The organism is Kitasatospora sp. NPDC004240 (assembly GCF_053603215.1).
In genome coordinates this window covers 1-21,541 of record NZ_JBSGFD010000052.1, presented here as the reverse complement: position 1 = coordinate 21,541, position 21,541 = coordinate 1, and the positions used below count along the sequence as shown (strand labels likewise).

Below are 21,541 nucleotides of genomic sequence, written 5' to 3'. Positions count from 1 at the left end.
CGGCAGGGGTCGGCGGCTACTCCCGTCCCATGTCACGGTGGACGAGCACCGTTTCGACGCCGTCCGCGATGAGACGCTTCGTCAGGCGCTCGGACATCGCCACGCTGCGGTGCTTGCCACCGGTGCAGCCTACGGCAAGCGTCATGTACCGCTTCCCCTCGCGGCGGTACCCCTCGGTCACGATCCGGAGTAGCTCCGCGTAACCGTTGAGGAACTCGTTGGCCCCGGGCTGCTCGAACACGTAGTCGGCGACATCGCTGTCGGTGCCGGTACGGGCGCGCAGCTCGGGGACCCAGTGCGGGTTCGGCAGGAAGCGACAGTCCACCACAAGGTCGGCGTCGACCGGTAGCCCGTACTTGAAGCCGAAGGACATCACGGTCGCCCGCAGCTCGGGCTCGTCGTGCCCGGCGAACTGGGCGTCGAGCTTGGCGCGCAGCTGGTGGACGTTGAGGTTGGAGGTGTCGATCACCAGGTCGGCCTCGCCGCGGAGGTCGCGCAGCAGGTCGCGCTCCTGGGCGATGCCGTCCACGATCCGGCCGTCCGCCTGCAGCGGGTGGGGGCGGCGGACGCTCTCGAAGCGGCGCACCAGGGCGTCGTCCGAGGAGTCCAGGAAGACCACCCGCAGCCGCACGCCCCGCTTCTCCAGCTCGTCGAGCGAGGTGAGCAGGTCGTCGAAGAACTGCCGGCCGCGGACGTCGACCACGGCGCCGATCCGGGCGACGTTGCCCTGGGAGCGGGCGCCGAGGTCGACCATGGTCGGGATGAGGGCCGGCGGCAGGTTGTCCACCACGAACCAGCCCAGGTCCTCCAGGCACTTGGCCGCGGTGGAGCGGCCGGCTCCGGACATGCCGGAGATGATCACCAGCTCCGGGGCGTTCTCCGCCCCGGCCTCCGGCCGGGAGGCGCCGCCGTATTCGGACATGGTCACTTCGGTTCCCCGCTCTCGGTGGTTCTGCTGAGGAGAACGCGCGCGGCGCGGCGGCGCTTCCCCCGCTCACTCGGACGAGCGAACCGGGGGCGCGCCGGCTGACGGGCGGCGTCGGCCGTCATGGCGTCTCCAGGGGCGTTGCGGTCGGTGGCTCTGGGGCACGTGGCTCCCGGGCGCGTGGCTCCCGGCCGCCCGGCGACGGGACGGCGTCCGCCGGCGCCTGCGCGCCGGGCGGGGGTACCGCGCCGGTCACGGCGGCATCGTCGACGACGTCGTCCTCGATGATCTCCCCCGTGGCGGTGTTCACGGCCGGTGCGGACGGTGTACGGGACGACAACACTGCCGCAACGGTCTCCGCCGTCCGCCTGCCGATGCCGGGGACCGCGCAGAGTTCGTCGACCGTGGCCGCCCGCAGCCTCTTCAGCGAGCCGAAGTGCTTGAGCAGCGCCTGCCGGCGAGTCTCGCCGAGGCCGGGGACGGAGTCCAGCTCCCCGGCGGTGAGTCGCTTGGAACGCTTGGCGCGCTGGTAGGTGATCGCGAAGCGGTGGGCCTCGTCGCGGACCCGCTGGAGCAGGTAGAGGCCCTCGCTGCTGCGCGGCAGGACCACCGGGTCGTCCTCGCCGGGCAGCCAGACCTCCTCCAGCCGCTTGGCGAGGCCGCAGAGCGCCACGTCGTCGATGCCGAGCTCGTCCAGCGCCCGCTTGGCGGCGGCGACCTGGGGCTGGCCGCCGTCGACCACCAGCAGCTGCGGCGGGTAGGCGAAGCGGCGCGGACGGCCGGTCTCCGGGTCGACGGGGCCGGCCGGGGCGTCGGCGTCTTCGGCGGCGGTGGCGACCGGGGCGGTTCCGGTCGGGGTGGTTCCGTCGGCCGGTACCGTGCCGTCCACCGGTACCGTGCCGTCCACCGCGGCGGCCGGGTCGTCCGCCTCCGGGACGGCCCACTCGCCGGTGCGCTCGCGCTCCTGGAGGTAGCGGCGGAAGCGCCGGGTGATCACCTCGTGCATCGAGCGGACGTCGTCCTGGCCCTCGAAACCCTTGATCTGGAACCGGCGGTACTCGCCCTTGCGGGCCAGGCCGTCCTCGAAGACCACCATCGAGGCGACCACGTCGTCGCCCTGGAGGTGGGAGATGTCGAAGCACTCGATGCGCAGCGGCACCGAGTCCAGCTCCAGGGCGTCGGCGATCTCCTGGAGGGCGCGGCTGCGGGTGGTGAGGTCGGAGGCCCGCTTGGTCTTGTGCAGGGCCAGCGCCTGCTGCGCGTTGCGCTGCACGGTGGCCATGAGGTCCTTCTTGTCGCCGCGCTGCGGCACCCGCAGGTCGACCTGGGCGCCGCGCAGCCCGGTGAGCCACTCGCGGACCGGCCCGGCGGGCTCGGGCAGCGCGGGGACCAGCACCTCGCGGGGCACCCCCTCGCCGGCGCCGTACAGCTGCTGGAGGGCGTGCTCGACCAGGGCCGGGGTGTCGATGTCCTCGACCTTGTCGGTGACCCAGCCGCGCTGGCCGCGCACCCGGCCGCCGCGGACGTGGAAGATCTGGACGGCGGCCTCCAGTTCGTCCTCGGCGAGGGCGAGCAGGTCGGCGTCGGTGGCGTCGGCGAGCACGATGGCGTTCTTCTCCATCGCGCGCTTGAGCGCCCCGATGTCGTCGCGCAGCCGGGCGGCCTTCTCGTACTCCATCTCGGCGGCCGCGTCCTGCATCTGCTGCTCCAGGCGGCGCAGGTGGTTGCCGGTCCGCCCGGCCATGAAGTCGCAGAACTCCTCGGCGAGTTCGCGGTGCTCCTCGGCATCGACCTTGCCGACGCAGGGGGCCGCGCACTTGCCGATGTAGCCGAGCAGGCAGGGCCGGCCGACCTGCTGGGCGCGCTTGAAGACGCCGTTGGAGCAGGTGCGGACGGGGAAGACCCGCAGCAGCAGGTCGACCGTCTCGCGGATCGCCCAGGCGTGCCCGTACGGGCCGAAGTAGCGCACGCCCTTCTTGTGGGCCCCGCGCATCACCTGGACGCGCGGGAACTCCTCGTTGAGGGTGACCGCGAGCTCCGGATAGCTCTTGTCGTCGCGGTACTTGACGTTGAACCGCGGGTCGAACTCCTTGATCCAGGAGTACTCCAGCTGGAGCGCCTCGACCTCGGTGGCCACCACCGTCCACTCCACCGAGGCGGCGGTGGTGACCATCGTCGCGGTGCGCGGGTGGAGGTTGGCGATGTCCTGGAAGTAGGAGGAGAGCCGGGGGCGCAGGCTCTTGGCCTTGCCGACGTAGATGACCCGCCCGTGGGCGTCGCGGAACTTGTAGACCCCGGGCGAGGTCGGAATCGCTCCCGGGGACGGTCGGTAGGTGGACGGGTCAGCCATGGGTCCACCGTACCGAGTCGCACCGACGGTGTGGGGCGGAGATCAACACGCGGGACCCGACACGCTCAGCGGGGGGTGACCTTGAGGTCCGCGCCCTCGACGACCACCTGGTACTCGGGGAGCGGCTTGACCGTCGGGCCCTCGACGCGGGCACCCGTGGAGAAGTTGAAGTTGCTGCCGTGGCACGGGCACTTGATCAGCTGGTCCTCGACCTTGTCGACCACGCAGCCGGCGTGCGGGCAGACCGCGCTGAAGGCCTCGTACTGGCCCTGCGTGGGCTGGGTGACCACGATCTTCTGCTCGCGGTAGACCTTGCCGCCGCCGACCGGCACGTCGGCGGCCGGGCCGACGACCACGGGCGGCTTGGGGCTGGCGGCGGGCTTGGAACCGGCCGAGCCCGTGCCGGACGGGCTGCTGGAGGCGCAGCCGGAGAGCGCCGCGGTCCCGCCGGCGGCGGCGAGGGCGGCGGCGCCGCAGAGCACGGTGCGACGGGAGGCGACAGGGCTGTCGGGGGCCTCGGACATCGGTGGCTGCTCCTGGGGGTCGGCGCCCGGGGCGGGCGGGGTCGTACGACTGCGGCAGTCTACGGGGCGGCCGCCCGGCCGTACCGGGGAACGGTACGGCCGGGCGGAGGAGGAGCCCGTTACCGCTTGGCGGCGGCCCGCTTGCGCGGGGTCTTCGCCGGGGCGGGCACGACCGGGGCGTCCGCGAAGTCGCCGGGCAGGATGTCCCGCAGGAATTTGCCGGTGTGGCTCTGCGGGACGGCGGCGACCTCCTCCGGGGTGCCCTCGGCGACCACGGTGCCGCCGCCGGAGCCGCCCTCGGGGCCCATGTCGACGATCCAGTCGGCGGTCTTGATCACATCGAGGTTGTGCTCGATGACGATGACCGTGTTGCCCTTCTCCACCAGGCCGGAGAGCACCTTGATCAGCTTGCTGATGTCCTCGAAGTGCAGGCCGGTGGTGGGCTCGTCGAGCACGTAGACCGTGCGGCCGGTGGAGCGCTTCTGCAGCTCGGAGGCGAGCTTGACGCGCTGGGCCTCGCCTCCGGAGAGGGTCGGCGCCGACTGGCCGAGGCGGACGTAGCCGAGGCCGACGTCGTTGAGCGTCCGCAGGTGCCGGGCGATCGCCGGGACGGCCTCGAAGAAGTGCAGCGCCTCCTCGATCGGCATGTTCAGCACCTCGGCGATGGACTTGCCCTTGTAGTGGACCTCCAGGGTCTCCCGGTTGTACCGGTCGCCGTGGCAGACCTCGCACGGGACGTAGACGTCCGGCAGGAAGTTCATCTCGATCTTGATGGTGCCGTCGCCCGAGCAGTTCTCGCAGCGGCCGCCCTTGACGTTGAAGGAGAACCGGCCGGGCAGGTAGCCGCGGACCTTGGCCTCCTGGGTCTCCGCGAAGAGCCGGCGGACGTGGTCGAACACCCCGGTGTAGGTGGCCGGGTTGGACCGCGGGGTCCGGCCGATCGGCGACTGGTCGACGTGCACCACCTTGTCCACCAGGTCGGTGCCGGTGATCCGGGTGTGCCGGCCGGGCACGCTGCGGGCGCCGTTCAGCTCCCGGGCGAGGTGGGTGTAGAGGATGTCGTTGACCAGGGTGGACTTGCCGGAGCCGGAGACCCCGGTGATCGCGGTGAAGGTCCCCAGCGGGAAGCCGACCGTGACGTCCTTGAGGTTGTGCTCGCGGGCGCCGTGCACGGTGAGCTGGCGCTTGCGGTCCCGTGGGCGGCGGGCCGCCGGGATCGGGATGCTGCGCTTGCCGGACAGGTACTGGCCGGTCAGCGACTCCTTGTTGGTGAGCAGCTGCTTGAGCGACCCGGAGTGCACCACCTTGCCGCCGTGCTCGCCGGCGCCGGGGCCGATGTCGACCACCCAGTCGGCGGTCTTGATGGTGTCCTCGTCGTGCTCGACGACGATCAGGGTGTTGCCGATGTCCCGCAGCCGGACCAGGGTCTCGATCAGCCGGTGGTTGTCCCGCTGGTGGAGGCCGATGGAGGGCTCGTCCAGCACGTAGAGCACGCCGACCAGGCCGGAGCCGATCTGGGTGGCGAGCCGGATGCGCTGGGCCTCGCCGCCGGACAGGGTGCCGGCCGCGCGGTTGAGCGAGAGGTAGTCCAGGCCGACGTCGACCAGGAAGCGCAGCCGCTCGTTGACCTCCTTCAGGACCCGCTCGGCGATCTGCTTGTCCCGGTCGTTCAGCCGCATCGCCCCGAGAAACTCGGCGCAGTCACTGATCGACATCGCCGAGACGTCCGCGATCGAGCGGTCCTCGACGGTGACCGCCAGCACCACCGGCTTGAGCCGAGTGCCCTCGCAGGTCGGGCAGGGCACCTCGCGCATGTAGCCCTCGAAGCGCTCGCGGCTGCTGTCGCTCTCCGCCTCGGTGTGCCGGCGCTGGATGAACGGCACCGCGCCCTCGAAGCCCGTGGTGTACGAGCGGTCGCGCCCGTAGCGGTTGCGGTAGCGGACCTCGACCTGGTGCTTGTGGCCGTACAGCAGCGCCTTCTTGGCGCGGGCCGGCAGCCCCGCCCAGGGGATGTCGGTGCGGAAGCCCAGCTCCCCGGCCAGCGCGTCGATCAGCCGCTGGAAGTACTCCTTGGTGTGACCGCCCGACCACGGGTGGATGGCGCCCTCGTCCAGCGAGCGCTCCTCGTCGGGGATCACCAGCTCCGGGTCCACCTCCATCCGGTTGCCCAGGCCCGAGCAGTCCGGGCAGGCGCCGAACGGGGAGTTGAAGGAGAACGAACGCGGCTCCAGCTCCTCGAAGGACACGTCGTCGTACGGGCAGTAGAGGTGCTCGGAGTACATCCGCTCGCGCTCCGGGTCGTCCTCGGGGAGGTCGACGAAGTCGAGCACGACCATGCCGCCGCTCAGCCGCAGGGCCGTCTCCACCGAGTCCGTCAGGCGGCGCTTGGCGCTCTCCTTGACGGTGAGGCGGTCGATGACCACCTCGATGGTGTGCTTCTCCTGCTTCTTGAGCTTCGGCGGCTCGGTGAGCTGGACGGTCGCGCCGTCCACCCGGGCGCGGGCGTAGCCCTTGGACTGCAGGTCGGCGAAGAGGTCGACGAACTCGCCCTTGCGCTCGCGCACCACCGGGCTGAGCACTTGGAACCGGGTGCCCTCGGTGAGCTCCAGCACCTTGTCGACGATCGCCTGCGGGGACTGCTTGGCGATCGGGCGCCGGCAGTGCGGGCAGTGCGGCTTGCCGATCCGGGCGAACAGCAGGCGCAGGTAGTCGTACACCTCGGTGATGGTGCCGACGGTGGAACGGGGGTTGCGGTTGGTGGACTTCTGGTCGATCGAGACGGCCGGGGAGAGGCCCTCGATGAAGTCCACGTCGGGCTTGTCCATCTGGCCCAGGAACTGGCGGGCGTAGGAGGACAGCGACTCCACGTATCTGCGCTGTCCCTCGGCGAAGATCGTGTCGAAGGCCAGCGAGGACTTGCCGGAGCCGGAGAGGCCCGTGAAGACGATGAGGGAGTCGCGGGGCAGGTCGAGCGAGACGTTCTTGAGATTGTGCTCGCGAGCACCGCGGACGATGAGGCGGTCGGCCACTGCTTCTGGCGCCTTTCTCCGGTGCGAGACGGCTTGCGAAAGTGATGCGTGCTTCTTCCAGGATGCGGCAGCCAGCCTATAGCTCAGGCGTTCGATTATCGAGCTCGTCCAGTGGAGACCACCCGAACGAGTGAGGGCCCGCCCCGACGGCCGTTCGAACGATCCGGAAAAGCCCCTGCTCGGGCCGGGGATCGGCGATAGCGTCACCACGTCAACGAACGAGCCCCCGCCGGGGCAACGCCCCGGCGCCGCCCGACGTCCCCCACCCTCCGCCGGGAGAGCGCATGACCGAGTCCAGGACCCCCGACGAGGCCGCCGCGGCCGCGTCCGCCGTCGCCACCGTACGGCTGCGCGAGGTCGCCGCGGCCACCGGGCGGCTGCTGCACACCGTCGCCGGGCTGGAGCCCGGGGCCGTCGCCGAGCCCTCCCCGCTGCCCGGCTGGACCCGCGGCCACGTACTGGCCCACCTCGCCCGCAACGCCGACTCGCTGGTCAACCTGCTGGACGGCGCCCGCACCGGCACCGACATCCCCCAGTACGCCTCCGACGCCGCCCGCGACGGGGACATCGACGCCGGCGCGCCCCGCCCGGTCGAGGTCCAGCTCGCCGACCTGCGGGACTCCGACGCACGCTTCACCGCGGCCGCCGCGCTGCTGCCGGACGAGGCCTGGACGGCCCCGGTGCGCCACCGCAGCGGGTACGTCTTCGAGGCCTCCGAGATCCCCTGGAAGCGCTACGCCGAGCTGGAGTACCACCACGTCGACCTGGCCGCCGGCTACACCCCGGCGCACTGGCCGGAGGGGTTCGCGGCGGCCGAGTTCCGCCGCCTGGCGGCCCGGCTGGCCGACTCCCCCGACCTGCCCGCGGTCGAGCTGGTCGCCGAGGACACCGCCCACCGGGCCCTGATCGGCGGCGGTGACGCGGCGGACGCGCTCACCGCGCGGGGCCCGCTGCGGGAGCTCACCGCCTGGCTCTCCGGCCGCTCCGGCGGCGACGGCCTCCAGGTCCACCGGGGCGGCGTCCAGCTCGCCGACGCCCGCGCCGCACTGCCCCGACTTCCCCCGCTGGGCTGAGCGCGCGACGATGCTTGGAGGGCCCCAGCACACCCACACCACGAGGAGCGCACGGATGACGTACCACGGAGCGGTGAAGGTCGGCGGACCGCCGGACGTCCGGGAGCTGGCCCACCTGATCGTCACCAAGGTGGCCGTCGGCCCGTACGACAACAACGCCTACCTGCTGCGCTGCCGGGCCACCGACGAGCAACTGCTGATCGACGCGGCGGCCGAGGCGCCGGTGCTGCTGGAGACCGTCGGCGAGAGCCTCGCCACGGTGGTCACCACCCACCGCCACCACGACCACTGGGGCGCGCTGGCCGAGGTGGTCGCGGCCACCGGCGCCCGGACCGCCGCCGGGCGGATCGACGCCGAGGCTATCGAGGTGGCGACCGACCTGCCGCTGGACGACGGCGACACCGTCACCGTCGGCCGGGTCGAGCTGACCGTGCGGCACCTGGTCGGCCACACCCCGGGCGCGATCGTGCTGGTCTACGACGACCCGCAGGGCCACCCGCACGTCTTCACCGGCGACTGCCTCTTCCCCGGCGGCGTCGGCAACACCTGGGGCGACCCGGCCGCCTTCGACAGCCTGTTCCGCGACGTCAACGAGAAGATCTTCGACGTCCTCCCCGACGAGGCCTGGGTCTACCCCGGCCACGGCAATGACACCACCCTCGGCGCCGAACGCCCCCACCTCCCCACCTGGCGCGACCGCGGCTGGTGAGCCCCGCCCGACCCCGGACGCGCGAGCGCCCGGCCGGAGGGGCTCCGGCCGGGCGCTCGTGGGGTGCGGGAGGGCGGTCAGGCCTCGATGCGCTCGGGGGTCGGCTCGGGCTCCTCGGACTGCTTGCGGGAGGCCATCAGGCTGGTGACCGTGGTGACGGCGAGGACCACGACGATGACGCCCAGCGAGACCGGGATGGAGATCTCGGGGACCGGCACGCCGTTCTCGTGCAGCGCGTGCAGGACGAGCTTCACGCCGATGAAGCCGAGGATCACCGACAGGCCGTACGAGAGGTGGACCAGCTTCTTCAGCAGGCCGCCGATCAGGAAGTACAGCTGGCGCAGGCCCATCAGGGCGAAGGCGTTGGCGGTGAAGACGATGTACGGGTCCTGGGTGAGGCCGAAGATCGCGGGGATGGAGTCCAGGGCGAACAGGACGTCGGTGGTGCCGATCGCCAGCATCACGATCAGCATCGGGGTCATCAGCCGGCGGCCGTTCTCCCGGATGAAGAGCTTGGTGCCGTGGTAGACGTCGGTGGACGGGAAGCGCTGCTCGATGGACTTGAGCAGGCGGTTCTCCTCGAACTCCTCTTCCTCCTCGTCGGCGCGGGCCTCCTTGATCAGCTTCCAGGCCGTCCACACCAGGAACGCGCCGAAGAAGTAGAAGATCCAGGAGAAGTTGGAGACCAGGGCGGCGCCGCCGGCGATGAAGACCGCGCGCAGCACCAGCGCGATGATCACGCCGAACATCAGCACCCGCTGCTGGTACACCCTCGGCACCGCGAACTTGCCCATGATCAGGATGAACACGAACAGGTTGTCGACGCTGAGCGACTTCTCGGTGATGTACCCGGCGAAGAACTCACCGGCGGGCGTGCCGCCCGAGTGCCACCAGAGGAACCCGCCGAAGATCAGCGCGAGCGCGACCCAGACCGCGGTCCAGATCCCGGCCTCCTTGATCGAGACCTCGTGCGGCTTGCGTCCGCCGATGAAGAAATCGGCCACGATCAGTGCGACCAGCACCCCGATCGTGCCGACCCACAGGCTTACGGAAACGTCCACTACTGCTCCTCCGGCAGGTAGGCGAGACAGTTCATCGTCACTGCCGGAGGTCTCTTCCGCCCGCCGGACCCACCGGGGCCGACGGACCAGCGCCCCGGGACGTCGCTTCGAGGACGTCCGTGATGACGGGACAACTGCGAGGGAATACTCCCCTCCGCTCCCGTCGACAATAACAGACAGCCCAAGAGAAGGTAAAGAAGGTAAAGGGCACACCCGGTCGGCGGCGGTCCGGAGATCATCCGACCGCCGATGGTTCGTACAGGAACCGTAGCGGTGACGAGAAGGGCCTGCCGGTGGACGGGACGCCCTCCCCGGACAGGCCCTGGACCGCGGCGGCGCGCCGCCGGGGGATCAGAGGAACGGTTCGATGGCGGGCAGCATGTCCTGGAAGGTGCGGGCGCGGGCGGGCGCCCCGATGGCCTGCATGCCCCAGCCGCCCTCGGGCTCGCGGAAGACCTTGGCCATGATCTGACCGGTGTGGGGGCCGCCGCCGGCGAGCTCGTAGCGGGCGAGTTCGGTGCCGGTGGACTCGTCGACGAGACGGCAGTGGGCGTTCTGCACCTCGGCGAAGGTCTGGCCGGTGTAGGAGCTGACGGTGAAGACGATCTGCGTGATGTGGTCGGGGACGTGGGCCAGGTCGACCAGGATGGACTCGTCGTCGCCGCCGGCGCCCGCGCCGCCGACCAGGTTGTCCCCGGTGTGGCGCACGGAGCCGTCGTTGCTCTCCAGGTGCTGGAAGAAGACCACGTCGGACGGGGTCCTCTCGGCGTAGAGCAGCGCCGAGGCGTCCAGGTCGATCTGCCGGGTCCGGCTGCCGAACAGGCCGCGCTTGGGCGCCGCCTTCCAGCCGAGTCCCATCCGTACGACGGTCAGCGACTCGCCCGAACCCTTCTGCAGGCTGACCCGCTGGCCCTTGGCCAGGTTCACCGACACTGGTGCTTTCCTCTCAGTCCGGCCGCGCGATCGGCCCCGCGACGGCTCCACGGTGGAACACACGGTGGAACACCCCGTTGCCGTCCCCCGGCTGAGGCCCCCCTGATGCTCTCGGCTCCTCGGTGGAGCCGCATCCGCAGGCCAGCCTAGGGCCTGGACGGCGGCACTTCGTCGCGGGCGTACCCGTTTGTGGCAAGGCTGAGACACCCCCGGGCTTGACCGGTGCCGGATCCGGCCAAGCCCGGCGCGCCGCCGCACCGCGTCCCGACGACCGGGCCGTCAGGCCAGGCCGGCCTCGCGCATCTGGCGCAGCTCCCGCTTGAGCTCCTTGATCTCGTCGCGCAGCCGGGCGGCGACCTCGAACTGGAGGTCGGCCGCGGCGGCGTGCATGCGTTCGGTCATGGACTGGACGAGGTCGGCGAGCTCGGTGGCCGGCATGCTGGTGGGCGCCTTGCGCTCCTTGCCGAGGGCCGGGACGGGCGCCTTGCCCTTGCCCTGGCCGCGGTAGCCGGTGGCGAGGAGCTCGTCGGTGTCGAGGTCCTCGCGGGTGAGGGTGTCGAGGATGTCGCCGATCTTCTTGCGCAGCGGCTGCGGGTCGATCCCGCGCTCCTCGTTGTAGGCCTGCTGGACGGCCCGGCGGCGGTTGGTCTCCTCGATGGCGAGCTCCATCGCGGGGGTGATCCGGTCGGCGTACATGTGGACCTGGCCGGAGACGTTGCGCGCGGCGCGGCCGATGGTCTGGATGAGGGACGTCCCGGAGCGCAGGAAACCCTCCTTGTCGGCGTCGAGGATGGCGACCAGGGAGACCTCGGGGAGGTCGAGGCCCTCGCGGAGCAGGTTGATGCCGACCAGGACGTCGTACTCGCCGGCGCGCAGCTCGCGCAGCAGCTCGACCCGGCGCAGGGTGTCGATGTCGCTGTGCAGGTAGCGGACCCGGATGTCGAGGCCGAGCATGTAGTCGGTGAGGTCCTCGGACATCTTCTTGGTCAGGGTGGTGACCAGGACGCGCTCGTCCTTCTCCACGCGCTTGCGGACCTCGTGCACCAGGTCGTCGATCTGGCCCTCGGTGGGCTTGACGATGACCTCGGGGTCGATCAGGCCGGTGGGGCGGATGATCTGCTCGACCTGGCCGTCGCCGCGGGAGAGCTCGTACTTGCCGGGGGTGGCGGAGAGGTAGACGGTCTGGCCGATCCGCCCCAGGAACTCCTCCCACTTGAGCGGGCGGTTGTCCATGGCGGAGGGCAGCCGGAAGCCGTGCTCGACGAGGGTGCGCTTGCGGGAGGCGTCGCCCTCGTACATGGCGCCGATCTGCGGCACGGTGACGTGCGACTCGTCGATCACCAGGAGGAAGTCCTCCGGGAAGTAGTCGAGCAGGGTGTTGGGCGGGGAGCCCGGCTCGCGGCCGTCGAAGTGCATCGAGTAGTTCTCGACGCCGGAGCAGGTGCCGATCTGGCGGAGCATCTCGAGGTCGTACGTGGTGCGCATCCGCAGCCGCTGGGCCTCCAGGAGCTTGCCCTGCTTCTCCATGCGGGCGAGGGTCTGCTCCAGCTCCTTCTCGATGTCGTTGACCGCGCGCTCCATGCGCTCGGGGCCGGCGACGTAGTGGGAGGCGGGGAAGACGTACACCGAGTCGTCCTGGCTGATGATCTCGCCGGTGAGCGGGTGCAGGGTGTAGAGCGCCTCGATCTCGTCGCCGAACATCTCGATCCGGACGGCGAGCTCCTCGTAGACCGGGAAGATCTCGATGGTGTCGCCGCGGACGCGGAAGGTGCCGCGGGTGAAGGCGAGGTCGTTGCGGGTGTACTGGATGTCGACGAAGCGGCGCAGCAGGGCGTCGCGGTCGATCTCCTCGCCGACCTTGAGCCGCACCATGCGGTCGACGTACTCCTGCGGCGTGCCGAGGCCGTAGATGCAGGAGACGGAGGCGACCACGATCACGTCGCGGCGGGTGAGCAGCGAGTTGGTGGCGGAGTGGCGCAGCCGCTCGACCTCCTCGTTGATCGAGGAGTCCTTCTCGATGTAGGTGTCCGTCTGCGGGACGTACGCCTCGGGCTGGTAGTAGTCGTAGTACGAGACGAAGTACTCGACGGCGTTGTTGGGCAGCAGCTCGCGGAACTCGTTGGCCAGCTGGGCGGCCAGGGTCTTGTTCGGCGCCATCACCAGGGTGGGGCGCTGGAGCTTCTCGATCATCCAGGCCGTGGTGGCCGACTTGCCGGTGCCGGTGGCTCCGAGCAGGACGACGTCCTTCTCGCCGGCCCGGATCCGGCGCTCCAGCTCGGCGATGGCCGCCGGCTGGTCGCCGTTGGGCTGGTAGGGGCTGACGACCTCGAAGGGCGCCACTGACCGCTCAATGCTCGTGATGGGTCGCACGTGTCCACCGTACGACCCACCACTGACACGGGTGGCCTACTTGGCGCTGTCCCGGGCGAGGGCGACCAGTCGGGAGACCGCCCGCAGGTACTTCTTGCGGTAGCCGCCGCGCAGCATCTCCTCGGGGAAGACCTGGTCGAAGGGGATCCCGGAGGCGGTGACGGGCAGTTCGCGGTCGTACATCCGGTCGGCGAGGACGACCAGGCGCAGCGCGGTGGACTGGTCCTGGACCTGCTGGACGCCGCGCAGGCAGACCGCGGTGACGTCGTCCAGCAGCGCGCCGTAGCGGCTGGGGTGGACGGCGGAGAGGTGGGCGAGCAGGGCGCCGAAGTCGTCCAGGGAGGCGCCCGGGGTGCGGGCGGCGACCGCGTCGACCTCGGCGTCGGCGTACGGCGGCGGGGCGTCGGGCAGGCCGCGGTGGCGGTAGTCCTGGCCGTCGATGCGCAGCGGGCGGAAGTGCGCGGACAGGCCCTGGATCTCGCGCAGGAAGTCGGCGGCGGCGAAGCGGCCCTCGCCGAGCTTCTCGGGCAGGGTGTTGGAGGTGGCGCAGAGCTTGACGCCGTTCTCGACGAGGCGCCCGAGCAGGGTGGAGACGAGGACGGTGTCGCCCGGGTCGTCGAGCTCGAACTCGTCGATGCACAGGAGCCGGTGCCCGGAGAGGGTCACGACGGCCTGCTGGAAGCCGAGCGCGCCGACCAGGTTGGTGAGCTCGACGAAGGTGCCGAAGGCCTTGGGGCCGGGGGCGGCGTGCCAGAGCGAGGCGAGCAGGTGGGTCTTGCCGACGCCGTAGCCGCCGTCGAGGTAGACGCCGGCCGGTCCGGTGGGCGCGGGGGCGCCGCGGCGGAACCAGCTGCGCCTGGGCGCCGAACCGTTTCCGCCGTTGAGCGTGCCGGCGAACTGTTCGAGGACCTGGACGGCCTCGTACTGGCTGGGCTGGCCGCTGTCCGGGATGTACGTCCCGAAGCTGACGTCGGAGAAGCGCGGCGGGGGGACCATCTCGGCGACCAGGCGCTCGGGGGCGACGACCGGGCTGCGGTCGGTGAGCGCGACGGGGGTGGCGGTCACGGTCGCTATGGAGTCGGGGCGTGGGGCTGCGGGCACGGTAGTAGAGGGTACGCCTGCCGCGGGGCCGCCCGGCCGGAAGCCCTGGTGGAGGCCCCGGTGGAACACTGGGGGCATGCAGCAGTTGATCAGCCCGCTGGGCCATCCCGTCGACGATCCGGCCTCGCTGGAGTCGCTGGCGGCCGTGTACGCGTACCCCGACCAGGTGAATCACGGGCGGCCGTGGCTGCGGGCCAACATGGTGGCCGGGCTGGACGGCGGCGCGCGGCTGGACGGCCTGTCGGAGGGGCTCTCCTCGGAGGCCGACAAGCGGATCTTCGGGGTGCTGCGGGCGCTGGCGGACGTGGTGCTGGTGGGCGCGGAGACGGTCCGCGCCGAGGGGTACCGGCCGGCGCGGGTCAGGGCCGAGTTCGCGGCGGCCCGGGCGGCGGCCGGCCGGGCGCCGGTGCCGGTGATCGCGATCGTCACCCGGTCGCTGGGCCTGGACCTGGCGGCGCCGCTGTTCACCGAGCCGCTGGTGCGGACGGTGGTGATCACGACCGAGGACGCGCCGGGGCCGAGCGTGGCCGCGGTGGCCGAGGTGGCGGACGTGATCACGGCGGGCCGCGGTTCGGTGGACCTGCGGGCGGCGGTGGCCGCGCTGACGGAGCGCGGCTGGACCCGGCTGCTGACCGAGGGCGGGCCGCGGCTGCTGGGGCAGCTGGCGGCCGCGGAGCTGGTGGACGAGCTGTGCCTGTCGGTCGCCCCTCTGATCACGGCCGGCGACGCGCCGCGCATCGTCCACGAGGCGCACATGCCGGACGTGCAGCGGATGCGACTGGTCTCATTGATCGAGCAGAAAGGATTCCTCTTCACCCGCTACCTGCGTCAGCCGGTCCCCTCCGGACCCTGATCCCGCTCCCACCCGCCGCCGGTGCCGGTGTGGCCCGAGTGCCGTGTGCGCAGCGTGCGGAAAGCTTCCGCTGGGCAGTATGGGATCCGAAGCCGGGCCCGGGGGCCGGCCACTGGAAGGGACTCACGTGTTCAAGACGGTACTGATGATCGAAAAGGCGCTCTCCGACGCCGACGTGGAGCTGGTCACCACCCTCCACAGCGAGGAGAAGGTCTCCTTCGTCGTCCTGATGCAGCCGCGCGGCAAGCAGGACGAGCTGCTGCGGGCCCTCGACGACGTCGCCCTCGGCCACCTGGACAAGGTGGTGCACGAGCACGACGAGACCGGGACCGGCCCGACGGTGGCCGGCGAGTCGCTGGAGCACAGCCTGCGCCACCTGCGACAGGCGGGGGCCGAGGCGGTGGGCGAACTGGTCGAGGAGAAACCGCTGGACCGTCTGCGGTCGGTGGTCGAGGAGCACGACGCCGACGAGGTGGTGGTGCTCACCTCGCCGCACTTCGTGGAGGAGTTCTTCCACCGCGACTGGGCCTCCCAGGCCCGGCACAAGGTCGGGGTGCCGGTGCTGCGGCTGTTCGCCAGCGACTCCTGACCCTCTCCCCCCGCCTCCCGGCCGGAGGCGGGGGCCTGGGGCCCGCCTCCCCGCCCGCCCTCGGGCCGGGGGCGCCTCCCGGCCGGAGGCGGGAGGCGAGGGGCCCGTCGCCGGTGGTGCAGAATCGTCCTTGCGGTTCGTCCCGGTCCGTCTGGGCCCGGCTCGGTCCGCCCCGGCCCGGCCGGGGGTCCACGTGCCCGCGCGTCCGCGCGGCCGCGAGGACGGTTCGCAGTACCCCGCAGTACCCCTCGCCTGTCCCCGCCCGTACGGAGCCCCGCCTTGAACGACGCCGCGCACGACCTGCACGCCCCGCACTTCATCGGCATCGGCGGGGCCGGCATGTCCGGACTGGCGAAGATCCTCGCGGTGCGCGGCGCCACGGTCTCCGGCAGTGACTCCAAGGAGTCCGAGACCGTCCTCGCGCTGCGCGCCCTCGGTGCCCGGGTGCACATCGGCCACGCCGCCGAGCACGTCCCGGACGGTGCCAGCAGCATCGTCGTCTCCAGCGCGATCCGCGCCGACAACCCGGAGCTGGCCGCCGCCCGCGAGCGCGGGATCCCGGTGGTGCACCGCTCCGACGCGCTGGCCGCGCTGATGGGCGGCCGCCGGGCGCTGGCCGTGGCCGGCACCCACGGCAAGACCACCACCACCAGCATGCTCGCCGTCGCCCTCGGCGAGCTGGGCCTGGACCCCTCGTACGCGATCGGCGGCGACCTCGACGCGCCCGGCTCCAACGCCCACCACGGCACCGGCGAGATCTTCGTCGCCGAGGCGGACGAGAGCGACCGCAGCTTCCACAAGTACGCGCCCGAGGTGGCGATCGTGCTCAACGTGGAGCTCGACCACCACGCCAACTACGCCTCGATCGAGGAGATCTACGAGTCCTTCGAGGTCTTCGCCGGCCGGATCGTCCCCGGCGGCACCCTGGTGATCTCCGCCGACCACGACGGCGCCCGCGAGCTGACCGCCCGGCTGGCCGGCCGCGAGGGCCTGAACGTGGTCACCGTCGGCGCCGCCGAGGACGCCGACCTCCGGGTGCTCTCGGTCACCGCCCGCGGCATGACCAGCGAGGTCACCGTGCTGCTGGACGGCGTCGAGCTGGCCTTCACGGTCTCGGTGCCCGGCCGCCACTACGCGCACAACGCGGTGGCCGCGCTGGCCGCCGGCGTGGCGCTGGGCGTGCCCGCCTCCGACCTGGCCAAGGCGATCGGCGCGTACACCGGCGTGCGCCGGCGCCTGCAGCTCAAGGGCGAGGCGGCCGGCGTCCAGGTGATCGACTCGTACGCCCACCACCCCACCGAGATGGCGGCCGACCTGGAGGCGATCCGGGAGGCGGCCGAGGGCCGGGTGCTGGTGGTCTTCCAGCCGCACCTGTTCAGCCGCACCCAGCAGCTGGCCGAGGAGATGGGACAGGCCCTGGCGCTGGCCGACGCCTCGGTGGTGCTGGACATCTACCCGGCCCGCGAGGACCCGATCCCCGGCGTGACCAGCGAGCTGATCATCGACGCGGCGAAGCGGGCCGGCGCCGAGGTCACCGCCGAGCACGACTTCGCCGCCGCCCCCGCCCTGCTGGCCTCGCTGGCCCGCCCGGGCGACCTGCTGCTCACCATGGGCGCCGGCGACGTCACCAACCTCGGCCCCGAAATTCTGGGCCGCCTCGCGAACGTTGCCACCAACGTCTGAGACGTCGTCCGAGACGTCCTCGTCGTCCCTGGAGCGACCATGAGCTACGAGATCGAGAAGTCCGACGCCGAGTGGCGCGCCCAGCTGAGCCCCGAGGAGTACCACGTCCTCCGCGAGGCCGGCACCGAGCGCCCGTTCACCGGTGAGTACACCGACACCAGGACGGTGGGCGTGTACGGCTGCCGCGCCTGCGGGGCGGAGCTGTTCAGCTCGGAGACCAAGTTCGACAGCCACTGCGGCTGGCCCTCGTACTACGCGCCGCTGGCCGAGGACCGGGTGCAGTACATCGAGGACACCTCGCTCGGCATGCGCCGGGTGGAGGTCCGCTGCGCGCGCTGCGGCGGGCACCTCGGGCACGTCTTCGAGGGCGAGGGCTACGGCACCCCGACCGACCAGCGGTACTGCATCAACAGCGTCTCGCTGACGCTGCGGCCGGCCGAGTAGCGTCCGCGCACGAGGAAGGGCCCGGGATCCGTCCCGGGCCCTTCGTCGTCGGCGGGCGACGGCTTCTCGTCACCGGCGGGCGACGGCCCTTTCTCACCGGCGGGCGGTCACCGCCGGACCGGCGCGAAGTTCACCGGCAGGTGCACCAGGGCCCGGTGGAACGGGCCCGGCCGCCACAGCAGCTCCTCCGCCGCGGTGGCGAGCCCCAGGTCGGTGAGCCGGCTGGTCAACTGCTCGATCGCGGTGATGGCGATCAGCAGCGCGGGGTCCCGGGCCGGGCAGGCGTGCGGCCCGGCCGCCCAGGCGAGGTGGGCGCTGGCGCCGCTCTGCCGCTGGACGGTCTCCGGGTCGGGGGCGGCCTGGGCGTTGGCGGACGCGTACGAGACCAGCACCAGCTGGCCCGCCTTCAGCTCCCGGCCGTGGAAGGTGAGGTCGTAACGCGGGTAGTGGGCGGAGAGGTTGGCCATCGGCGGCTCGTGCCAGAGCACCTCGTCGATCGCCTGGTACGCCGTCATCGCGCCGCCGAACAGCGAGCCCGCGTACCGGGCGTCGGTGAGCACCCGCAGCAGGGCGTTGCCGATCAGGTTGGTGGTGGGCTCGTGCCCGGCGATCATGGTGAGGGTGATCTGCCGGACCGCCTCGTCGTCGTCCAGCCCGGCCGGGTGGTCGACGAACCAGGAGGTCAGGTCCCGCCGGGACCGCTCGCGCCGCTCGGTGACCATCCCGGTGACCACCGCGACCAGGTCCCCGTACGCGGCGACGGCCTTCTCGGTGGACTCGATCATCCCGGAGATGCCGGCCACCAGCCGGTCCGCGTGCTCCTCCGGCACCCCGAACCAGGTGTTGAAGACGAACACCGGCAGCTGCCGCGCGTACTCGGCGATCAGGTCGGCGCTGCCGGTGCCCTCGAAGCGGTCGATCAGCGCGTGCGCGACCTCGGTCACCCGGCGCTGGAGCACGTGCGGCTCGATCAGCGCCAGCCCGTCGGTGATCACCTTGCGGTAGCGGGCGTGCACGTCGCCGTCGCTGAAGAAGGCGGTCGGCCGGTAGCCGAGCACCGGCAGCACCGGGTTGGTCGGCGAGACCGTCCGCTGCCACTCCCGGGAGTCCTTGGAGAAGGTGTCGGTGTCCTTCAGCAGGTCCAGCGCGGCCTGGTAGTCGACGACCAGCAACGCCTCGACGCCGGGCGCGATCTCCACCGGGGCGACGGCCCCGTGGCGCTTGCGCAGCCGCTCGTAGACGAGCCGGGGGTCGGCCGCGAAGAGCGGCCCGTAGAGCTGGGTCGGACGGGTGCCGCCGTCGGCGGGCAGGGTGGTTCCCGGGGAGGTCATGACACTTCCTGAGGGGTGGGCAGACGGTCCAGGACGTGCTCGGCCAGCGCGATCAGCGCGTCGAGGCTGGCCTCGCGCTCGCGGGCGTCGCAGAGCAGCAGCGGGGTGTCCGGGTGCAGGTCGAGGTGGGCGCGGAGCACCTCGGGCGAGTGCTCGGGCGCGTCGGGGAAGCGGTTGACCGCCACCGCGTACGGCAGGCCGCGCTCCTCCACCATGTCCATGATCTCGAAGGAGTCGCCGAGCCGCCGGGTGTCCACCAGCACCAGCGCGCCCAGGGCGCCGCGCGCGATGTCGTGCCAGAGCGGGAAGAACCGGCGCTGCCCCGGGGTGCCGAACATGTAGAGCACCACGTTGCCGGGCAGGGTGAGGCGGCCGAAGTCCACCGCCACCGTGGTGGTGGACTTGTCCGGCAGCCCGGCGTTGTCGTCCACCGGGGCGCCGGCCTCGGTCATCGCCTCCTCGGTGTGCAGGGTGGCGATCTCGGACAGCGTCCTGATGAGCGTGGTCTTGCCGACCCCGAACGGGCCGGCCACCACGAGCTTCATCAGGGTCTGGTCCCGGTCGGGCAGGTACCCGATGTGCTTAGCGGAGGGCACGGAGTCCAACGAGGAGCCTCTCGACGACGGAGCGGTCGGTCTGCTGGGCGCGGGGGATGGGGCTACGGGCCTGCAGGCAGCCCGCGTCCACCAGGTCCGCCGCGAGGAAGACGGTGGCACTGACCGGCAGCCCCAGGTGCGCCGCCGCCTCCACCACGGTCAGCGCGCCCGGCCGCAGCAGCTCCCACAGCCGGCGGTGCTCACCGCCGAGGTCCGCGGGGGCCTCGGCCGCCGCCGCGTACAGCACGGTGAGCCGGTCGAAGCTGTCCTTGCTGGGCCGGCTGCGGCCGCCGGTGGCCAGGTAGGCCGGCACCATCCGCCGACGGGGGACGCCGGTCATGACCGGGCGGCGGCGCTGTCCTGGTGCCGGGCGGGGGAGGCCATGGCGCGCGCGAGGGCGGCCACCTGGACCTGCATCTGGTAGGCCACGTTGCCGAGTTGGGCCTCCGGCGTGGTGAACACCGCGAGCGAGGTGTTCTCCCCCGCCGGCACCACGACGGCGAAGCCCAGATCGGACTCCACCACCGTCTGGGACAGCTTCGGCTGCTCGACGTCGGTGAAGGCGGTGGTGAAGGCGCGGGCGGCGGCGTGCACGGTGGCCGTCATGGCGGCGACCCGCTCGGCGGAGTCCCGGCCGAGCCGCTCCGAGGCGCCCTCGACGAGACCGTCACCGGTGGCGATGACCGCGTGCAGCACCCCCGGCAGTTCCAGCAGCGGGGTCAGCACCCACGAGATCTCGTCGGCGGCGGTACGGCTGGGGGTGCTCACTGCTGTGCTCCTTCGGGGGCCTCGGGATCTGCTGCGTCCGTCGCGGGGTCCGGGCCGGGGCCCGCGGCGGCGTGCCGCTCGGCCTCCGCGACGGCGGCCCGGCCGGAGCCGGTGCCCTGCTGCAGCGCCTGCCAGCGCTCCGCCGCCTGTTCGGGCGTGCGGTCGGGTGTGCGCCCGGGCAGGCTTTCGGGGGTGGTGGTGTGGGGCTGGGACTGCTGCTGGACGGGCTGGCGCCGGCGTCGGCTGGGCAGGCCGCTGCCGTCGGCGGGCCCGATGGGCATCGCGTGGACGTTCGAAGGGGTGGCCGGGGAGAGCGGCGCGGGCGGGGAGAGCGGCGCGATCGCCGCGGGGACGGCGGGTTCCGGGGTGGCCCGCAGCGGCTGCGGGCTGAGCACCGACAGCGGCTGCTCCTCGGCCACCACGGTCAGCAGCGCGGCCGGGATCCGCACCATGATCCGCATGCCGCCGTACGGGGAGGGCTCGATGTGGCAGGCGAAACCGTACTGCCGGGCCAGCTTGCCGACCACCGCGAAGCCGGTCTTCGGCGGGTTGCCCAGTTCGGTGAGCAGCACCTCGGACGGGCCGGCCAGCAGCCGTCGGGCCCGGCCGAGCTGGTCCTCCTCCATGCCGATGCCGCTGTCGTCGATGATCACCAGCGCGCTGCGGCCGCCCTGCTGGACGGTCACCGGCACCTCGGTCTCCGGGTGCGAGTACGCGGTGGCGTTGGCCATCAGCTCGGCGATCGCGATGGCCAGCGGCTCGGCGGCCCGGGCGACCACGGCCAGCCGGGACTCCCGCAGGTGGTTGGCCACCTTGATCCGCGCGTAACCGGGCACCCGGGACAGCGCCCCGGCCACCACCTCGGCCAGCGGCGAGTCGGTCCGGGCCAGACCCGGCCAGGCCTCGCAGAGCACCGCGATGGTCTGGATGCGGCGCAGCGCGAGCTCGTTGCGGAAGTCGACCTCCAGCAGCCGGGGGTCGTCGTTCTCGTGCTGCACCTGCTGGACCAGGCTCTGGATCTGGTACAGCAGCGTCTGGATCTTGGAGGTGGCACCGCGCATCGAGGCCCGGGCGGCGGCGTCCACCCGCTCGCGCTCGTCGGTGACGGCCGCGGCGCAGGCGTCCAGCACGGACTGGAGCGCCTGGACATCCAGGACATCCGGGTCGAGCACGACCCGCAGATCCGCCGCTGGCCGCCGCAC

General features: G+C 72.2%; 19 protein-coding genes. 6 read left to right on the top strand and 13 right to left on the bottom strand.

Going from position 1 to position 21,541, the window contains the following annotated elements; genetic code table 11:
• Nucleotides 1–16 precede the first annotated feature (16 nt).
• From rapZ to uvrA, 4 genes are all read right to left on the bottom strand, one after another.
• Complete coding sequence (gene rapZ, locus ACWEQL_RS16525) at nucleotides 17–922, bottom strand: RNase adapter RapZ (protein ID WP_452150977.1); 906 nt, start codon at nucleotides 920–922, stop codon at nucleotides 17–19.
• Between the two features lie 124 nt (nucleotides 923–1,046).
• A complete protein-coding gene (gene uvrC, locus ACWEQL_RS16520; protein ID WP_452150956.1) occupies nucleotides 1,047–3,275 on the bottom strand; it encodes an excinuclease ABC subunit UvrC in 2,229 nt (742 codons plus the stop codon).
• A gap of 65 nt (nucleotides 3,276–3,340) precedes the next feature.
• Entirely contained in the window at nucleotides 3,341–3,799 is a 459-nt protein-coding gene (locus tag ACWEQL_RS16515) for a Rieske (2Fe-2S) protein (protein ID WP_452150955.1), read from the bottom strand.
• 119 nt (nucleotides 3,800–3,918) lie between these two features.
• A complete protein-coding gene (gene uvrA, locus ACWEQL_RS16510) occupies nucleotides 3,919–6,828 on the bottom strand; it encodes an excinuclease ABC subunit UvrA (RefSeq protein WP_452150954.1) in 2,910 nt (969 codons plus the stop codon).
• A 284-nt stretch (nucleotides 6,829–7,112) separates the two neighbouring features.
• On the opposite strand from uvrA, the gene ACWEQL_RS16505 reads away from it, so the two are divergent.
• Both ACWEQL_RS16505 and ACWEQL_RS16500 read left to right on the top strand, forming a co-directional pair.
• Nucleotides 7,113–7,901: a maleylpyruvate isomerase family mycothiol-dependent enzyme gene (locus ACWEQL_RS16505; protein ID WP_452150953.1), complete on the top strand. Its 789-nt coding sequence runs from the start codon at nucleotides 7,113–7,115 to the stop codon at nucleotides 7,899–7,901.
• A gap of 55 nt (nucleotides 7,902–7,956) precedes the next feature.
• Nucleotides 7,957–8,610: an MBL fold metallo-hydrolase gene (locus ACWEQL_RS16500; protein ID WP_452150952.1), complete on the top strand. Its 654-nt coding sequence runs from the start codon at nucleotides 7,957–7,959 to the stop codon at nucleotides 8,608–8,610.
• A 77-nt stretch (nucleotides 8,611–8,687) separates the two neighbouring features.
• On the opposite strand, the gene ACWEQL_RS16495 is transcribed toward ACWEQL_RS16500, so the two are convergent.
• The 4 genes from ACWEQL_RS16495 to zapE form a co-directional block, all read right to left on the bottom strand.
• Nucleotides 8,688–9,671 (bottom strand): TerC family protein, encoded by a 984-nt coding sequence (locus ACWEQL_RS16495; protein WP_452150951.1) that lies wholly within the window; start codon nucleotides 9,669–9,671, stop codon nucleotides 8,688–8,690.
• Nucleotides 9,672–10,022: 351 nt separating this feature from the next.
• Entirely contained in the window at nucleotides 10,023–10,604 is a 582-nt protein-coding gene (locus ACWEQL_RS16490; protein WP_452150950.1) for a TerD family protein, read from the bottom strand.
• A 279-nt stretch (nucleotides 10,605–10,883) separates the two neighbouring features.
• On the bottom strand, nucleotides 10,884–12,974 hold the full coding sequence (gene uvrB, locus ACWEQL_RS16485) for an excinuclease ABC subunit UvrB (RefSeq protein WP_452150949.1): 2,091 nt from the start codon (nucleotides 12,972–12,974) through the stop codon (nucleotides 10,884–10,886).
• A gap of 36 nt (nucleotides 12,975–13,010) precedes the next feature.
• The gene (gene zapE, locus ACWEQL_RS16480; protein WP_452150948.1) at nucleotides 13,011–14,039 is read right to left on the bottom strand and encodes a cell division protein ZapE; all 1,029 of its coding nucleotides are present in this window, start codon (nucleotides 14,037–14,039) and stop codon (nucleotides 13,011–13,013) included.
• 112 nt (nucleotides 14,040–14,151) lie between these two features.
• On the opposite strand from zapE, the gene ACWEQL_RS16475 reads away from it, so the two are divergent.
• From ACWEQL_RS16475 to msrB, 4 genes are all read left to right on the top strand, one after another.
• Nucleotides 14,152–14,928 carry a pyrimidine reductase family protein gene (locus ACWEQL_RS16475; RefSeq protein WP_452150947.1) on the top strand — a complete coding sequence of 259 codons (777 nt, stop codon included), beginning with the start codon at nucleotides 14,152–14,154 and terminating at the stop codon, nucleotides 14,926–14,928.
• 127 nt (nucleotides 14,929–15,055) lie between these two features.
• Nucleotides 15,056–15,517 carry an indole-3-glycerol phosphate synthase gene (locus ACWEQL_RS16470; protein ID WP_452150946.1) on the top strand — a complete coding sequence of 154 codons (462 nt, stop codon included), beginning with the start codon at nucleotides 15,056–15,058 and terminating at the stop codon, nucleotides 15,515–15,517.
• A 300-nt stretch (nucleotides 15,518–15,817) separates the two neighbouring features.
• Nucleotides 15,818–17,200, top strand: coding sequence for a UDP-N-acetylmuramate--L-alanine ligase (gene murC / locus ACWEQL_RS16465; RefSeq protein ID WP_452150976.1), 1,383 nt, complete (start codon nucleotides 15,818–15,820; stop codon nucleotides 17,198–17,200).
• A 39-nt stretch (nucleotides 17,201–17,239) separates the two neighbouring features.
• Nucleotides 17,240–17,644 carry a peptide-methionine (R)-S-oxide reductase MsrB gene (gene msrB, locus ACWEQL_RS16460; protein ID WP_452150945.1) on the top strand — a complete coding sequence of 135 codons (405 nt, stop codon included), beginning with the start codon at nucleotides 17,240–17,242 and terminating at the stop codon, nucleotides 17,642–17,644.
• Nucleotides 17,645–17,751: 107 nt separating this feature from the next.
• On the opposite strand, the gene ACWEQL_RS16455 is transcribed toward msrB, so the two are convergent.
• The 5 genes from ACWEQL_RS16455 to ACWEQL_RS16435 all read right to left on the bottom strand — a co-directional run.
• Nucleotides 17,752–18,975, bottom strand: coding sequence for a cytochrome P450 (locus ACWEQL_RS16455; protein WP_452150944.1), 1,224 nt, complete (start codon nucleotides 18,973–18,975; stop codon nucleotides 17,752–17,754).
• Nucleotides 18,972–19,580, bottom strand: coding sequence for a GTP-binding protein (locus tag ACWEQL_RS16450; protein WP_452150943.1), 609 nt, complete (start codon nucleotides 19,578–19,580; stop codon nucleotides 18,972–18,974). The genes ACWEQL_RS16455 and ACWEQL_RS16450 overlap by 4 nt, the downstream gene beginning before the upstream one ends.
• Nucleotides 19,558–19,911: a DUF742 domain-containing protein gene (locus tag ACWEQL_RS16445; protein WP_452150942.1), complete on the bottom strand. Its 354-nt coding sequence runs from the start codon at nucleotides 19,909–19,911 to the stop codon at nucleotides 19,558–19,560. Before ACWEQL_RS16445 ends, ACWEQL_RS16450 begins: the two co-directional genes overlap by 23 nt.
• Nucleotides 19,908–20,339 carry a roadblock/LC7 domain-containing protein gene (locus tag ACWEQL_RS16440; protein ID WP_452150941.1) on the bottom strand — a complete coding sequence of 144 codons (432 nt, stop codon included), beginning with the start codon at nucleotides 20,337–20,339 and terminating at the stop codon, nucleotides 19,908–19,910. Before ACWEQL_RS16440 ends, ACWEQL_RS16445 begins: the two co-directional genes overlap by 4 nt.
• The coding region (locus ACWEQL_RS16435) for an ATP-binding protein (protein ID WP_452150940.1) at nucleotides 20,336–21,541 on the bottom strand (1,206 nt) is incomplete at its 5' end. The genes ACWEQL_RS16435 and ACWEQL_RS16440, both read right to left, overlap by 4 nt.

Coding starts and splice junctions, on each gene's coding strand:
- ACWEQL_RS16455 (WP_452150944.1), bottom strand. CDS start 18,975: ATGACCTCCCCGGGAACCACCCTGCCCGCCGACGGCGGCACCCGTCCG.
- uvrC (WP_452150956.1), bottom strand. CDS start 3,275: ATGGCTGACCCGTCCACCTACCGACCGTCCCCGGGAGCGATTCCGACC.
- rapZ (WP_452150977.1), bottom strand. CDS start 922: ATGTCCGAATACGGCGGCGCCTCCCGGCCGGAGGCCGGGGCGGAGAAC.
- ACWEQL_RS16475 (WP_452150947.1), top strand. CDS start 14,152: ATGCAGCAGTTGATCAGCCCGCTGGGCCATCCCGTCGACGATCCGGCC.
- msrB (WP_452150945.1), top strand. CDS start 17,240: ATGAGCTACGAGATCGAGAAGTCCGACGCCGAGTGGCGCGCCCAGCTG.
- ACWEQL_RS16445 (WP_452150942.1), bottom strand. CDS start 19,911: ATGACCGGCGTCCCCCGTCGGCGGATGGTGCCGGCCTACCTGGCCACC.
- ACWEQL_RS16505 (WP_452150953.1), top strand. CDS start 7,113: ATGACCGAGTCCAGGACCCCCGACGAGGCCGCCGCGGCCGCGTCCGCC.
- ACWEQL_RS16515 (WP_452150955.1), bottom strand. CDS start 3,799: ATGTCCGAGGCCCCCGACAGCCCTGTCGCCTCCCGTCGCACCGTGCTC.
- ACWEQL_RS16500 (WP_452150952.1), top strand. CDS start 7,957: ATGACGTACCACGGAGCGGTGAAGGTCGGCGGACCGCCGGACGTCCGG.